Source organism: Sphingobium sp. L-44, assembly GCF_056859495.1.
In genome coordinates this window covers 85,623-99,514 of the sequence record NZ_JBSXOQ010000117.1, presented here as the reverse complement: position 1 = coordinate 99,514, position 13,892 = coordinate 85,623, and the positions used below count along the sequence as shown (strand labels likewise).

Below are 13,892 nucleotides of genomic sequence, written 5' to 3'. Positions count from 1 at the left end.
GAGATAGGCCCTGCCAGCCCCCGCGCAAGCAGGAGTTGGGCAGGAGATTTGCTTGGGACGGCCAAAGCTTGAGCCGCAGCATCGCCTCGGCGTTGCACAAGCCGCGTTGCCTTATGATCCATGATATATCACAAATAGCGGATCGATAGGGCATTGGAGAGACGGAGCATGGCGACATTCTTGCTGGTGCATGGCGGGGGACATGGCGGCTGGTGCTATCAGAAGGTCGCGCGGCGGCTGCGCGCGGCGGGGCATGAGGTCCATTGCCCGACGCTGAGCGGCCTTGGCGAGCGCGCCCATCTGCTCAACGCCGACATCGATCTCGACACGCATATCCAGGATGTGGTGGCGCTGATGACGTTCGAGGGGCTGGAGGATGTCATTTTAGTCGGGCACAGCTATGGCGGGATGGTGATCACCGGCGTCGCCGATCGCGCGGCCGAGCGCATCCGCGAGCTGGTCTATCTGGATGCCGCCCATCCCAGGGATGGGGAATCGCTGGAAATAGTGGCACCGGCGCAGATGGAGCCGACCCGTGCCATGGGCCGCACCGTCGACGGGATCGAACTGGTGATGTGGCCCTTCCCCGGCATGGCGGGCTTCTTCGGCATCACCGATCCGGCCGATGTTGCCTGGACCGAGGCGCGGCTGACGCCGCATCCGTGGAAATGTTTCGGCCAGCCGCTACGGCTGGAAAATGGCGACGCGGCGTTTCGCCTGCCGCGCACCAATATCAATTGCACCTATGCGTTGCAGAACAGCCCGGAGGAGGCCCGCGCCCGCCAGCTGGACGGCCATCGCAATTTCGAGATCGATACCGGCCATGACCTGATGATCACCGAGCCGAAGGCGGTCGCTACCATGTTGCTGGAGGTGGCGGGCTAGAGCCCCCTCCCCTTAATCTAGGACGTTGGGCAGATCCTCGAACCCCTTGCGCAGGGCGGCGGACCAGCCCTGCGAAATCATGGCGAATTCCTCATTGTCCGCCTCGATCCGGGTGCGGACGCGGAAGTCGAACATGTCGGTCTCGATCACGGTGAGGTCGAGCGGCATGCCGACCGACAGGTTGGAACGCAGGGTCGAATCCATCGACACCAGCACTGCCTTGGTCGCGTCCTCCAGGCTCGTCTCGCGCTGGATGATGCGGTCGAGGATCGGCTTGCCATATTTATGCTCGCCAATCTGGAAGAAGGGCGTGTCCTCGGTCGCCTCGATGAAATTGCCGGCCGAATAGATGAGGTAAAGGCGCGGCTTGCCGCCCTTGCGCTGGCCCGCGATCATGATCGAGGCGCTGGCGGCCGATCCATCCATGGCGATGCTCTCACGATAGCGGCCCTGCATGGTGCGCATCGCGTCGCCCACCAGCTGCGCCGCGCGGTGCATCGTGTCGCAATTGAGGATGGTTTCGACCTCGGGGTCGCTCTCCGCCTCGCGGATCGCGCGCGACAGCATCGTCTTCACACCCTGGGTGATCGACAGATTGCCCGAACAGAGCAAGGTGATCGCCCGCTCACCCTCGACATGATAGGTGAAGCTTTTCCGGAAGCGGGCAATATTGTCCATGCCCGCATTGGTCCGGGTGTCCGACAGCATGACCAGCCCCTGGTCCACGCGTACCGCCACACAATAGGTCATCGCCCCGAAGTCCTGCTTATCTCTACCCTAGGAGCGGGGCGTGGGCGTGCTCTGCTGTTGCTGGCGTTGCAATTGCCGTTCCTCGACTCCGTCTTCCGCCTGCGCGATCCGGACATCGGCGTCAATGCTGATATCGCCCGCGACCTTAACGGAGCCCCGTATCGGGGCAGCTTCGTCGGCATCCAGACCACTGGCCAAGCGCAAATAGCGTTCGGTGACGCAGACGCGGTTGGACGGATCGAATCCGACCCAGCCCAGCCCCGGCACCAGCGCTTCGGCCCAGCCATGGGTTTCGTGCAGCAGATCGCCTTCGGACGCGAGCAGATAGCCCGAGACATAGCGGGCCGGCACCCCCAGCAGGCGCGCACCGGCAAGGAATATCTGGGCATGATCCTGGCACACGCCAGCACCCAGCGCGAAGGCCTGCGCCGCGGTCGTGTCGGCACCGGTCATGCCCGGCCGATACTGGACGGCATCGCTGATCGCGGCAGACAGGGCATGGAGTTGCGCCAGCGGCCCGTCTCCTTCCGGCAGGGCGGCAACCATGGCGCGGATCGCATCGGACGCCCTGGTCAGCGCCGTGTCGCGCAGGAAATAGCGGGCATCGACCCGGCATTGCGGCAAGCCACCAATGCCATGGGTCTCGCGCGTCTCGACCAGCCCCTCGGCAACGATCACCGCCTCGTTCAGGCTATCATGGCGGACCCACACCGCCTCCATCTCGCCATAGCTGTTGGGACGGAAATTGGTCAGCGCCTCACCATTGATGCTGACCTGCCAGTCATGGACCTTCTGGCCCGGCGTATCGACCGGCACCAGCTTCAGCCGCATGGCGACGCGGCCGGCCGAGGCGGGATAGCCATAGACGGTCTGGTGACGGACGAGCAATTTCATGGCGCGCTTCCCCTCCCCCTTCAGCCGAAATGATAGGTTTCGGCGATCTCGACGCCGAGCCGGTTGCTCATCATCAGGCTGTACTGCACCGTTTCATGCAGGCCGCGGCGGAAAATCTCGCCGGCGTCCAGTTCCTCCAATTCGCTCACCAGTTGCTTCACCGTGTCATGACAGGTGCCGCGCGCATTGTGCCAGCCGGCCAGCCGGTTGAGCCGATAGGCGAGTTGGTCGCAGCAATAGGCGACGCTGCGCGGGAACAGCCGGTTTAGCATCAGGAAGTCGGTGATCTGCCAGGGCGTGTAGGTGCCGCCATAGACATGATGATAGGCGCGCGCGCCCGACAGCGCATAGAGCACCGACGTCCATTGATAATGGTCGCGATTACCGCCGATCACCTCGGTCTCGGGCAGCAGCACATAATATTTTACATCGAGAAGGCGCAGCGTCATCTGTGCTCGTTCGAGCGCCGATCCGCAGCGCAGGAAATCATGGCCCTCATTGCGCAGCTGGCCCGAATGGGCCGCGCCGCGGAAGGTCATGACGCGGGTCTTCACCCAGTCGATCAGCGCCGGCAGCTGCGCTTTGGCCTCGGCCACGTCATAGCTGTCGAGCTTGCGCCAGCCGTCGTTCAGCGCCTCCCACATGTCCTGGGTCAGCATGGTGCGCGCCGACTTGGCATTGGCGCGGGCCTTGAGCAGGCAGGAGCGGATCGAGCTGGGATTGTCGGCGTCCAGCATCAGGAAGGACACGACATCGCTTTCCGTCACCGGGACGCCATCGGGAAACTGATGCCCGGCGCCGGTCGCACGCACGACCGATCGCCATTCGTCGCGATGATGCGCACCCGGCAGGATCGCCATGCGCTGCCCCATCGACAGCAGTCGGGCGGTGGCTTCTGCGCGCTCCATATAGCGCGCCATCCAGAAGAGATTTTCGGCGGTCCGGCTCAGCATGTCTTGGCTCTTTTCACCGTGGGGGCCGACGTCGTTGCGCCCGGCCCGGCATCATCAGGGGCAATCGGAAGGAAGGAGGCGGTCGCGCCCATCAGTCCTGCAACACCCAGGTATCCTTGACCCCGCCGCCCTGGCTGGAATTGACCACCAGCGATCCTTCGGTCAGCGCCACGCGGGTGAGGCCACCTGGGACCAGCCGCAACTGCTTGCCGACCAGGCAATAGGGACGGAAATCGGCATGGCGTCCGACCACGCTGGCGGGGCCGAGCGTCGGCACGGTCGACAGGTCGAGCGTCGGTTGGGCGATGAATTCGCCGGGGTTGGCCTTGATCCGCTCGGCATAGGCCTCGACCTCCGCCTTGCTCGCCTTGGGGCCGATCAGCATGCCATAGCCGCCCGATCCATGGACTTCCTTGGCCACCAGTTCGTGCAGATGCTCCAGCACATAGGCCATTTCGTCGGGCTTGGAACATTGCCAGGTCTGGATATTGTCGAGGATCGGCTCCTCGCCCAGATAGAAGCGGATCATCTCGGGCACATAGATATAGACCGCCTTGTCGTCGGCGATGCCCGATCCGGGCGCAGACGCCAGCGTCACACCGCCATTGCGATAGACGCTGAAAATGCCCGGCACGCCCAGCAGACTGTCGGGGCGGAAGACCAGCGGGTCGATATATTCGTCGTCGATGCGGCGATAGATGACGTCGACCGCCTTGGGCCCGAGCGTCGTCTTCATCCAGAGCCGGTCATTGTCTACGAACAGATCGGTCGGCTCGACCAGTTCGACGCCCATCAGATCGGCGAGGAAGCTATGCTCATAATAAGCGCTGTTGAGCGAGCCGGGCGTCAGCACCACCACCACCGGATCGCCCTTGCAGGCGGGCGGCGCGACTTCCTTCAGGCTCTTGAGCAATTCGGCGGGATAATCGTCGACCGGCGCGACCATGCCCTGCGCGAACAGTTCGGGGAACATGCGCGTCATGATCTCGCGATTTTCGAGCATGTAGGACACGCCCGAGGGGGTGCGGCAATTATCCTCCAACACCTCGAAACTGCCCGGTCCGGTGCGCACGATATCGATGCCGACGATATGGCTATAGACCTTTCCCGGCGGGGTGAAGTCGGCCATTTCGGCCAGATAGGCGCTGTTGCGATAGATGATGTCGGCCGGCATGATCCCGGCCTTCACGATTTCCCCACGATGATAGACGTCGTGCAGGAAGGCATTGAGGGCGCGGGCGCGCTGGCGGATGCCCTTGTCGAGGATGCGCCATTCGTTCGCGGTGAAGATGCGCGGCAGCAGGTCGAAGGGGATCAGTCGCTCCGGGTCGCCGCCCTCGCCATAGACGGCGAAGGTGATGCCGATGCGCCGGAAGATCGCTTCCGCCTCATCCATGCGACGATTGAGCCCGGCTATGCCTGTCCGCTCCACCCATTTCTGCACTTCGTCGTAACAGGGGCGCAGCGAACCATCAGGCTCAAACATTTCATGGAAGGGCAAGTTGTCGTTCCTCCCTCGGCCCTCGGCCGGTTGTGCATTGCAACAATAGTGCGCCGCATCGTTGCGATTGCAAGACAAAAATGGCGGAGCGGAAAAAGCGTTCCTTTGGCGATGTCGGGATTGCGGAAATAGGTCGCGCCGATCGTTTCTACGCGCGCAAACCGGCGCGCGACGGGGGCTCTGACAAGGCGTTCAAAAAAGAATGCAGATTTTTGCAATCGCCCCGTTGACCACCGTCCATCCCCTGCGTATAGCGCCGCCTCACCGCAGGGAAACACCCCCTGCGAAGCCCATGGGGCGGAGTAGCTCAGCTGGTTAGAGCAGCGGAATCATAATCCGCGTGTCGGGGGTTCAAGTCCCTCCTCCGCTACCATTTCCTAGACATCGAAAATGGCCTTTAGGGGCGCATTCAGGCGAGAGACCAGGCCGCAGACGCCGCCTCTGATCGCCCTCAACCTGATCTCAGCAGTGCTCTGGCGATGCCCCTGTCGCTTGCCGCCGCAGCCGCCCGGCGCCTCAATGCAGCTTGAGGCGCGGGCGCACGAAGCGGTTGATATGGCTGACCAGGATCAGCGCGGGGCCGCGTATGTTGCCGTGAACGGCGAGCAGATGCATGCGATAGAGCGACATGTAGACGAAGCGGGCCAGCCGTCCCTCCACCGCCATGCGCCCGCCGACCAGCTTGCCCATCAATGATCCGACCGTCGAATAGCGGCTGAGCGACACCAGCGAGCCATGATCCTTGTAGACGAAGGTCTTGAGCGGGCGATCGGCCATCAGCCGGCCGAGATTGGCGAACACCGTGTCTGCCATCTGGTGCGCGGCCTGCGCGCGCGGCGGGATCGGCCGATCGGCGCCCTGCGGCGTGTAGGAGGCGCAATCGCCCATCGCGAAGACACGGTCGTCGGCCAGACTCTGTAGCGTCGGGCGCACGATCACCTGACCGGCGCGGGACAGTTCCAGCCCATCCAGGCCATCGCGGATCGCCGCCGCCTTGACCCCGGCGGCCCAGACCTGAAGATCGGCGGGGACGAAGCCGCCATCCTTCGTCTCCATTCCCTCGGGCGTGGAGGCGGTGACGGCGACGCCGGCGCGCACCTTGACGCCCAGCACCTCCAGTTCCTCCCGCGCGGCGTCGGCCAGCCGGTCGGGCAAGGCCGGCAGGATGCGCGGCCCGGCCTCCAGCAGGGTGACGTCGAGCCGCTGGCGATCGAACACTTCCAGCCCATAATAGCCCAGCGCATCGGCGGCATTGTAGAGTTCGGCGGCCAGTTCGACCCCGGTGGCGCCGCCGCCGACGATCGCGATCCGCACCCGTGCATCCGACGCGGGATCGGCCGACATGGCGCGCGACACGTGCAGGCAATGGTCGAGCAACTGGTCCCGGAAACTGTCGGCCTGGGCCCGGCTGTCGAGGAACAGGCAATTGTCGGCGACGCCCGGCGTCCCGAAATCATTGGTGACCGATCCATAGGCCAGCACCAGATAGTCGTAGCGCACCGAATGGGCGCTCACCACCTCGCGCCCCTTGGGATCGAACACCGGCGCGATATGGACCCGCCGTGCAGTCCGATCGATGCCCTGCAACGTGCCATAGAGATAGCGATAGCCCCAGCGATGGCAGTGGCTGCGATAGCCGACCTCGTCCAGGCTGGCGTCGAGCGATCCGGTGGCAACCTCGTGCAACAGCGGTTTCCAGATATGGGTGCGATTGCGATCGATCAGGATGATGTCATGCCGCTTGCGGCCGTAGCGGGCGCCGAGCTTGCGCGCGAGTTCGAGGCCGGCGGCACCGCCGCCGACGATGACGATCTGGGTCTTCTTGTCGGGGATCAAGCGCATTCCTCCTCGATCGGCAGACCGGCGGATCGCGATCGGGCGCGCCGGTTGTGCATTGCAATAGGCCGCCCGGCGTCGCAAAGCGAGGCGTGGACAAGCAGAATTTCACCGAACGCAACCGGCGCGACATCATCGAGATCGCCACCCGGCATTTCGCGGAAAAAGGCTATGCCGGCGCGCGGGTGGACGAGATCGCGGCCGCGACCGCGACGTCCAAGCGGATGATCTATTATCATTTCGGCAGCAAGGACGGACTCTATCGCGCGGTCCTGACCGAAGCCTATCGCGGCATCAGATCGGCCGAACTGGAGGCCGAACTGGGCGACCTGCCGCCGCTCGCCGCGCTGGAGCGGCTGACCGCCCTCACCTTCGACTATCATTTCAACCATCCCGAACTGGTGCGGCTGGTGATGGACGAGAATATCCGGGGCGGCCCGCATGTCGGCGAGATTTCGCAAGGGCATAATGAGATCGTCCTGCCCAAGACCCAGGCGCTGATCGATCGCGGCATTGCCGATGGCAGCTTCCGCGCCGGGCTTGACGCCGTCGATTTGCACATGACGATCAGCGCCCTCGCCTTCTACTTCGTGTCCAACCGCCACAGTTTCCACGCGATCTTCGGCGTCGACATGACCAGCGAAGCGGCGGCCGAGCGGCGCCGCGCGCAGGTGATCGACAATGTGCTGCGCTATTGCCGGGCAGACGCCTGAAGGCTGGGCCGAGACCATCGACCGGATCAGAACTGCATCTTGACCTGGCCGCCCAGCGCCAGCGCATCATTGGTGCGGCGATAGGAAAAGGCGCCGGGATCGAGAATATATTGGACGTCCGGCCGGATGCTGAGCCAGCGCCGCAGCTGGATGCCATAGCTCATCTCGATCGCGGTCTCGCCCACCGGCAGCGCGGCATAGCCGCCGGGAATATCCTGCGCATCGGCCTCGGCGCGGCGCAGGCGTGGATTGACCTGCGCATGGACGATGCCGATCGAGATGCTGTCGGCGTCCCGGCCGGCAAAGGTGCCGGTCTTGACCAGCCCGGCGGCATACCAGTGGGTAATCTGCGCCGACGCCTCCGGATTGGCGGTGAACTGGGCGAAGATGGAGAGGCCGCGATTACCCGTCCCTTCGCGCAGGATCATCTGGTCGGCCAGCGCATAGACGCCATAGCGCCCCCGCAGCATGCCCTGCTCGCCGCGCCGGGCGGCGCGTGACGTGTCATAATAGGCGCCGATCTTGTAATGGCCCGGCAGCACATGGCTGCCCGGCGCGATGCCGGGATCATATTCCAGCTCCAGCGGCAGCAATACGCCGGTTGTGCCGCCGGCAAAGGGGCGGAAGGCATTGTCGGGATCGTTGAGGCGCGGATTGACCTGATAGACGCCGGTGCGCAGCGCCAGATCGGGCCGGATGCGATAGCGCACCGCCGCGCCCCAGCGGGCATTGGGATAATTATACCAGCCACTATTGCCCGATTCCGACAGCGGATGGGCACAGAAGGCCGCATTGACGAAATTGCAGCCCAGGATCATCCCGCCCAGATCATTGCCCATGGCAAAATAGCCCAGGCGCAGGTTGAGCCGGCCATTGTCGATATTCTGTTCGTAGCTGAATTCCGAAAGGCGGGTATAATTGCCGCCGGCCGCCTCCTGGATCGGCAGGCGATTGCCGACGATGTCGGAAGAGAGGCCGACGCCGCGCCGGTCGTTGATGGTGACATGCACGATGCCGCCGGAGATGCCGACAATCCGGTCCATGTCGAAATCGAGGCTGGCGCGTAATTGCTGGGTATAGGCGCTGCCCTGCCGCTGGCCGCCATCGACCGCGGCAAAGGCTTCGCCGACATAGTCGGCGCGCACCGTGACGCCCGCCTGCTTCAATCGCGTGCGCAGCCCGCCCCAGTCGCCGGTCAGCGTCTCGCGCGGGGCCGCCACCGACTTTTCCGAGGCAACGTCCTGCGCATGGGCGCCCGCAGCCGGCAGCAGGGTCAGCAATATCGCCACGGTCAGGCGGGCATGATGGTGAAGATGTTGGGCCAAAGCCCCTCCCTTCCGCGCGGCACATCTGCGCGCGGTGACATGAATGATGACGACAAACAGGCGGAGCGGCGCCGGGCCGCCCCGCCCATGGTTCAGCGCAGCGTGTAGGCGATCACATAATCGCCCCGATCAGGCGACTGGCGCGCGCCGCCCGCCGTCACGACCACATATTGCTTGCCGCTTCTGGGCGACTTGTAGCTCATCGGGCCGCCCTGGCTGCCGACCGGCAGGCGGGCCTTCCACACTTCCGCCCCGGTCGCCGCGTTGAAGGCGCGCAGGTAGAAGTCCTGCGTGCCGGCGATGAAGACCAGCCCGCCCTGCGTCGCCAGCGTGCCACCCAGCGTCGGCATGCCGATCGGGATTGGCAGGCCCATGCGAATCCCCATCGGCCCGGTGTCGCGCACCGTGCCTACCGGCACCTGCCACTTGATGGCGCGGCTCTTAAGGTCGATCGCCGTCAGCGTGCCATAGGGCGGCGCCTGACAGGGAATGCCCAGTGCCGACAGGAAGCGGTCCTTCACCACCGAATAGGGCGTGCCCTTCAGCGGAACGCTGCCCATGCCGGTATTGACCGCCTCGCCGGCGCTGCCCGACTGGCCCTTCTGCGCCGCGGTCTGCGGGAACATCTGCACCCACAAGCCCAGCCGCATGTCGTTGACGAAGATGGTGCCGCTGGTCGGATCGGTCGAGATGCCGCCCCAGTTCATGCCGCCCAGCGATCCGGGGAAGCTCAACGACTTGTCGGTGCCGGGCGCGGTGTAGAGCCCTTCATAGCGCATGCCCTTGAAGGCGATGCGGCAGAGCAGCTGGTCGAACGGAGTGGCGCCCCACATGTCCGCCTCGGTCAGCGGACCGACGCCGATCTGCGGCATGCCCAGCGACTTGGGCTGGGTCGGCGAATAGGGTTCGCCCGGAATGTTCGCGGGCTTGACCGGCACTTCCTTGACGTCCGTCAGCGGCTTGCCGGTGGCGCGATCGAGCACATAGATCTGCCCCGCCTTGGTGCCGAAGACGAGCGCAGGCACCTTGCGGGCGGCATCGACGGGGAAGTCGACGAAGCTCGGCTGCATCGGCAGGTCGAAGTCCCAAAGGTCGTTATGGACCGTCTGGAAATGCCATTTTTCGCGACCGGTGGTGGCGTCGAGCGCCAGCATCGACGCGCCATATTTATGATCGAGGGCGCTGCGGGTGACGCCATAGAGATCGACCGAGGCGCTGCCGACCGGCATGAACACGGTGTTGGACGCTGGATCATAGGACATGGCGGCCCAGACATTGGGGGTCGATCGGGCATAGCTCTTGCCCGCCGGCGGCGCGCCGGTGATCGCCGGATTGCCCGGATCGAAGGCCCAGCGCAGCTTGCCCGTAATGACGTCGAAGCCGCGCATCACGCCGCCCGGCATGTCGACCTGCACATTGTCGGCGACACGGCCACCGACCACGACGGTCGTGCCCGCCAGCGTCGGCGCGGAGGTGAGCTGATATTGGGGATCGGGCGCATCGCCGAGGCCGGCCTTCAGGTCGACCCGGCCGTTGGTGCCGAAATCGGCGCAGAACTTGCCGGTGTCGGCATCCAGCGCAATCAGTTCGGCATTGATGGTGTTCATCAGGATGCGGCGCTGGCAGGCGGCGCCGGCCGGCACGGTAGCTGCCGTCACCGGCGTTGCGCCGGGCAGGCTGGGCTGCTGGATCGGCGCATGGGCGTCGAAATAGGCAAGGCCGCGGCAGCGCATCCAGACCGACGCCTTGGCGTTGACCAGCGTCTTCCACTTCTCGCGCCCGGTATCGGCGTCGAGGGCGATGACATTGTTATGCGGGGTGCAGATGAACAGCGTGTCGCCGACCTGCAGCGGGGTATTCTGATCCTCGGCGCCATTGCCGTCGCTCTGGGCGACGTCGCCGGTGCGATAGGTCCAGGCGACCTTGAGCTTGTTCACATTGTCGCGGGTGATCTGGTCGAGCGCAACGAAGCGGCTGCCGCCCGGCGTGTTGCCATAGGCGGTCCAGTCCTTCTGCTCGCGCGCCGGATCGACCGGCACTAGCGATGCCACCTGCCCGGCAAAGGGCACGGTCGGATGGACCATGAACATGCCGGCCGCACCGGCCGCCGAGCCGAGGCCGACCAGCGCCGCCATCAGCAATGCAGGCCTCCAGGCGGGCGACGAACCGTCGCCGCGCCGCAGCAGCGGATAGGAGAGCGCAACGACGGTCGCGCCGACACCCATCGCCAGCAGGCGGGAGATGAGCGGCCAGAAGCTGAAGCCGACTTCCCACAGCGCCCAGAGGACCGTCACCAGGAAGGTGGCGCCGAAGAGCAGGCCGCCGCTGGTCTTGCGCAGGGCGATGAGGCCGCCCGCAAAAACCAGCGCAATGCCGGCGATCAGGAAATAGGGACTGCCGCCGAGGCTGACGAGCTTGCCGCCGCCAATGGCGAAAAAGAGGCCAGCGGCAAGGATCACCGCCCCCAACAGAAGCAGCCAACCGCGAACGAGCGGCTGGCCATGCATTTTCGTGCCTGACACGCGGCACCTCCTTCATCTCTTATGGTCGTCGGAGAGCGGTGCCCACGGGTCCACAGGCCGATCGAGTCGCCCAGCCCTGACGGCTGCGACATTGTGTACTATTTAGTACACTCATGCCTCGCTGGCAAGTTGGGCGCAAATCCCGCGAGGGACGTGCGATGCCGCTGAGGGTTTCCCACAGCGATACGTTATCCCCGGCATGAGCCCATGGGATCGCAGCCCAGCATTTTCCGCGACTTGCACCGATATCGTTGAGGTTTGGCCAACTGCTAGCGTTTTGGGGGTTTCGATGAACCTGGACGAAACTGACCGGAAGATATTGAACAAGCTTCAGATCGATGGTCGCATAACCAACCAGGATCTGGCCAAGCATTGCAACCTCTCGCCATCGGCCTGTTTCGACCGGACCCGCAAGCTGCGCGACAATGGCTATATCTCTTCCTATGTCGCGCTGCTCGACCCGCACCTCAACCAGCGGCCGCTGCTGATCTTCATCGAAGTGCTGCTCAACCGCACCACCGGCGACATCTTCCGCCAGTTTGCCGAAGCGACACGGCGGCAGCGGGACATATTGGAATGCCATATGGTGGCCGGCGGCTTCGACTATCTGATCAAGGTCCGGATGAAGGACATGGCCGCCTATCGGAAATTCTTGGCCGAGGAACTGGTCGACATGCCCGGCGTGCGCGAGACGCGGACCTATGCGGTGCTGGAAGAGGTCAAGTCGACGACGGCGCTGCCGCTATGACTTGAAAGCGGCGCCCTATCCCAGAGCGCCGCTTTCGATCCATTACATGGCGTTGGGATTGGCCGGACCGGCGCCGGCCTGGCCGGTACGCGCCTTTTCCGCCTTCACCATCTCGGCCACTTCGGCCAGCAACTTCTTGGCATCATAGACGATGCCGTCCTTGATCGTGTAGCTGACGCCGCCGACCATTTCCTGCTTGTTGGTTTCCGGGTTCAGACGCGAATGACCGGTGCCATAGAGCGTCTTGAGATTGGCCAGCGGGTTTTCCCTGGTGATGACCATGTCGGCCAGCATGCCGACGCGCAGCACGCCGGTCGGTGGCGCCATGCCCTTGGGCTCATAGAGGGTCTGCGAACCCCACATGGTGGCCGAGCGCATGATCTCCAGCGGCGAGAAGCCGGCTTCGCGCAGCAGTTCCAACTCCTCAATATAGGCGAAGCCATAGACCTTGTAGATGAAGCCGGAATCAGTGCCGACCGTCACCCGGCCGCCGATATTCTTATAGTCGTTCACCAGCTTGAAATAGTTGTTGTAGAATTTCTTCCACGCAAACTCGTTCTCGGTGCCCCAGTCGTAGAAATAGGAACCGTGATTGTCGCGGGTCGACTGGAAATAGGCCCAGAGCTGCGGCGTGGTGTAGAGATTCTGCCAGTCGGCATTGCGCGCCCGCATCAGGTCGCGGGATGCCGCATAGATGTTCATCGTCGGGTCGAAGGTGACATGCTTCTCCTTCTGATGCTTCAGATAATCCCACCAGCGTTCGGATTCCGGCTCGACCGTCTGGTTCCAGATTTCCGCCACCTCGCCGAAGCGATGCTGTTCGTTATTATAGTCATAGTCGGACGGAAAGCGCTGGATCGTCCCGTCCTTCAGCAGGGATTCGAAATGGCCATAATAATGGGTGACGGTATCCAGTCCCGCCTCGGCCGCGTCATAGGCGTTGAAATTGGCGACGCCGGTCTGTGACAGATGGGCCGTGGTGCCCATCTTGTTCTTGTGCGCCTCGTCAATGGCGGCGGCGATGATCTGCGGCGTCTCCTCGGGCCGATTGAAGAATTTGATGCCGTCGATATTGTGCGCGGCAGCCCATTTGACCCAGGCGCGCGCCTTGTCCGGGCTGTCGATCGGCCCGCCGTCCCAGCCGGCACCCAGCGTCTGGTAGTTGAAGATGCGCGGCGCCGCGATCTCGTTGGCGGCGGAGCGGTTCTTTTCCGAACTGGCGACGACCGGATCAGCCAGCGGCACGCCGCGCACCGTGGTCACGCCATGGGCCAGCCACAGCTTGTAGGCATAGCTCATATCCGGCGCCTTGTCGCTGGCGGGGGTGTGGACATGCATGTCGTTGAAGCCGGGCATCACATACATGCCGGTCGCGTCGATCTCATAATCGGCGTCGGTCGGCGCACGCCCCTTCGCCTGCGGCAGGCCGGGCCAGCCGGCCTGGGTGATGGCGGTGATCTTGTTCCCTTCCACCACGATGTCATAAGGGCCGCGCGGCGGTGCGCCGGTGCCGTCGATCAAGGTCGCGCCACGGATCACCAGCTTGCGGAAGGGGCCGACATTGTCAGCGCTGCCGCGCGCCGGCGCGGGCACGAAGGTCGGCTTCTTGCCGTTGACGATGCCGGCCGCGCCGCCGACATACCATTCGTCCGGATCATGCGCCTGGGAGGCGCTGGCGACCGTCATGAGGGCGAGCGCAGCAAGGCCCGACCGGATCAGCATCTTGTTCTTCATTCTTTTCCCGTCCCTGTTGAATTATGATGCC

Annotated in this window: 11 protein-coding genes and 1 tRNA gene; 4 read left to right on the top strand and 8 right to left on the bottom strand. The window is 64.2% G+C overall.

Annotated elements, in window-relative coordinates:
• Positions 1-168 precede the first annotated feature (168 nt).
• Positions 169-885 (top strand): alpha/beta hydrolase, encoded by a 717-nt coding sequence (locus tag AC13EK_RS21225; RefSeq protein WP_069337199.1) that lies wholly within the window; start codon positions 169-171, stop codon positions 883-885.
• A gap of 12 nt (positions 886-897) precedes the next feature.
• Here AC13EK_RS21225 and AC13EK_RS21220 read toward each other — a convergent pair whose 3' ends face one another.
• The 4 genes from AC13EK_RS21220 to AC13EK_RS21205 form a co-directional block, all read right to left on the bottom strand.
• Positions 898-1,635 carry a proteasome-type protease gene (locus AC13EK_RS21220; RefSeq protein WP_010339932.1) on the bottom strand — a complete coding sequence of 246 codons (738 nt, stop codon included), beginning with the start codon at positions 1,633-1,635 and terminating at the stop codon, positions 898-900.
• Between the two features lie 27 nt (positions 1,636-1,662).
• Positions 1,663-2,529, bottom strand: a complete 867-nt coding sequence (locus tag AC13EK_RS21215; RefSeq protein ID WP_069337198.1) for a transglutaminase family protein — start codon at positions 2,527-2,529, stop codon at positions 1,663-1,665.
• A gap of 20 nt (positions 2,530-2,549) precedes the next feature.
• Positions 2,550-3,482 (bottom strand): alpha-E domain-containing protein, encoded by a 933-nt coding sequence (locus tag AC13EK_RS21210; RefSeq protein ID WP_004212140.1) that lies wholly within the window; start codon positions 3,480-3,482, stop codon positions 2,550-2,552.
• 91 nt (positions 3,483-3,573) lie between these two features.
• On the bottom strand, positions 3,574-4,983 hold the full coding sequence (locus AC13EK_RS21205) for a circularly permuted type 2 ATP-grasp protein (RefSeq protein ID WP_069337197.1): 1,410 nt from the start codon (positions 4,981-4,983) through the stop codon (positions 3,574-3,576).
• A 296-nt stretch (positions 4,984-5,279) separates the two neighbouring features.
• Between AC13EK_RS21205 and AC13EK_RS21200 the strand changes: the two genes are divergently transcribed.
• A tRNA-Met gene (locus AC13EK_RS21200) sits at positions 5,280-5,356 on the top strand.
• A 143-nt stretch (positions 5,357-5,499) separates the two neighbouring features.
• On the opposite strand, the gene AC13EK_RS21195 is transcribed toward AC13EK_RS21200, so the two are convergent.
• Positions 5,500-6,825: an NAD(P)/FAD-dependent oxidoreductase gene (locus AC13EK_RS21195; protein WP_069337139.1), complete on the bottom strand. Its 1,326-nt coding sequence runs from the start codon at positions 6,823-6,825 to the stop codon at positions 5,500-5,502.
• Between the two features lie 86 nt (positions 6,826-6,911).
• Here AC13EK_RS21195 and AC13EK_RS21190 point away from each other — a divergent pair, with 86 nt between their 5' ends.
• Complete coding sequence (locus AC13EK_RS21190; protein ID WP_017499926.1) at positions 6,912-7,532, top strand: TetR/AcrR family transcriptional regulator; 621 nt, start codon at positions 6,912-6,914, stop codon at positions 7,530-7,532.
• Between the two features lie 26 nt (positions 7,533-7,558).
• Here the strand turns inward: AC13EK_RS21190 and AC13EK_RS21185 are convergent, their stop codons facing one another.
• Together AC13EK_RS21185 and AC13EK_RS21180 are read right to left on the bottom strand one after the other, a co-directional pair.
• Positions 7,559-8,857 carry a carbohydrate porin gene (locus tag AC13EK_RS21185; protein WP_069337138.1) on the bottom strand — a complete coding sequence of 433 codons (1,299 nt, stop codon included), beginning with the start codon at positions 8,855-8,857 and terminating at the stop codon, positions 7,559-7,561.
• A 92-nt stretch (positions 8,858-8,949) separates the two neighbouring features.
• A complete protein-coding gene (locus AC13EK_RS21180) occupies positions 8,950-11,364 on the bottom strand; it encodes a membrane-bound PQQ-dependent dehydrogenase, glucose/quinate/shikimate family (protein WP_069337137.1) in 2,415 nt (804 codons plus the stop codon).
• Between the two features lie 304 nt (positions 11,365-11,668).
• Between AC13EK_RS21180 and AC13EK_RS21175 the strand changes: the two genes are divergently transcribed.
• A complete protein-coding gene (locus AC13EK_RS21175; RefSeq protein ID WP_017499923.1) occupies positions 11,669-12,127 on the top strand; it encodes an Lrp/AsnC ligand binding domain-containing protein in 459 nt (152 codons plus the stop codon).
• Positions 12,128-12,169: 42 nt separating this feature from the next.
• On the opposite strand, the gene AC13EK_RS21170 is transcribed toward AC13EK_RS21175, so the two are convergent.
• A complete protein-coding gene (locus AC13EK_RS21170) occupies positions 12,170-13,861 on the bottom strand; it encodes an amidohydrolase family protein (RefSeq protein WP_193791481.1) in 1,692 nt (563 codons plus the stop codon).
• Positions 13,862-13,892: the final 31 nt, after the last annotated feature.

Coding starts and splice junctions, on each gene's coding strand:
- AC13EK_RS21225 (WP_069337199.1), top strand. CDS start 169: ATGGCGACATTCTTGCTGGTGCATGGCGGGGGACATGGCGGCTGGTGC.
- AC13EK_RS21220 (WP_010339932.1), bottom strand. CDS start 1,635: ATGACCTATTGTGTGGCGGTACGCGTGGACCAGGGGCTGGTCATGCTG.
- AC13EK_RS21215 (WP_069337198.1), bottom strand. CDS start 2,529: ATGAAATTGCTCGTCCGTCACCAGACCGTCTATGGCTATCCCGCCTCG.
- AC13EK_RS21210 (WP_004212140.1), bottom strand. CDS start 3,482: ATGCTGAGCCGGACCGCCGAAAATCTCTTCTGGATGGCGCGCTATATG.
- AC13EK_RS21195 (WP_069337139.1), bottom strand. CDS start 6,825: ATGCGCTTGATCCCCGACAAGAAGACCCAGATCGTCATCGTCGGCGGC.
- AC13EK_RS21180 (WP_069337137.1), bottom strand. CDS start 11,364: ATGCATGGCCAGCCGCTCGTTCGCGGTTGGCTGCTTCTGTTGGGGGCG.
- AC13EK_RS21175 (WP_017499923.1), top strand. CDS start 11,669: ATGAACCTGGACGAAACTGACCGGAAGATATTGAACAAGCTTCAGATC.
- AC13EK_RS21170 (WP_193791481.1), bottom strand. CDS start 13,861: ATGAAGAACAAGATGCTGATCCGGTCGGGCCTTGCTGCGCTCGCCCTC.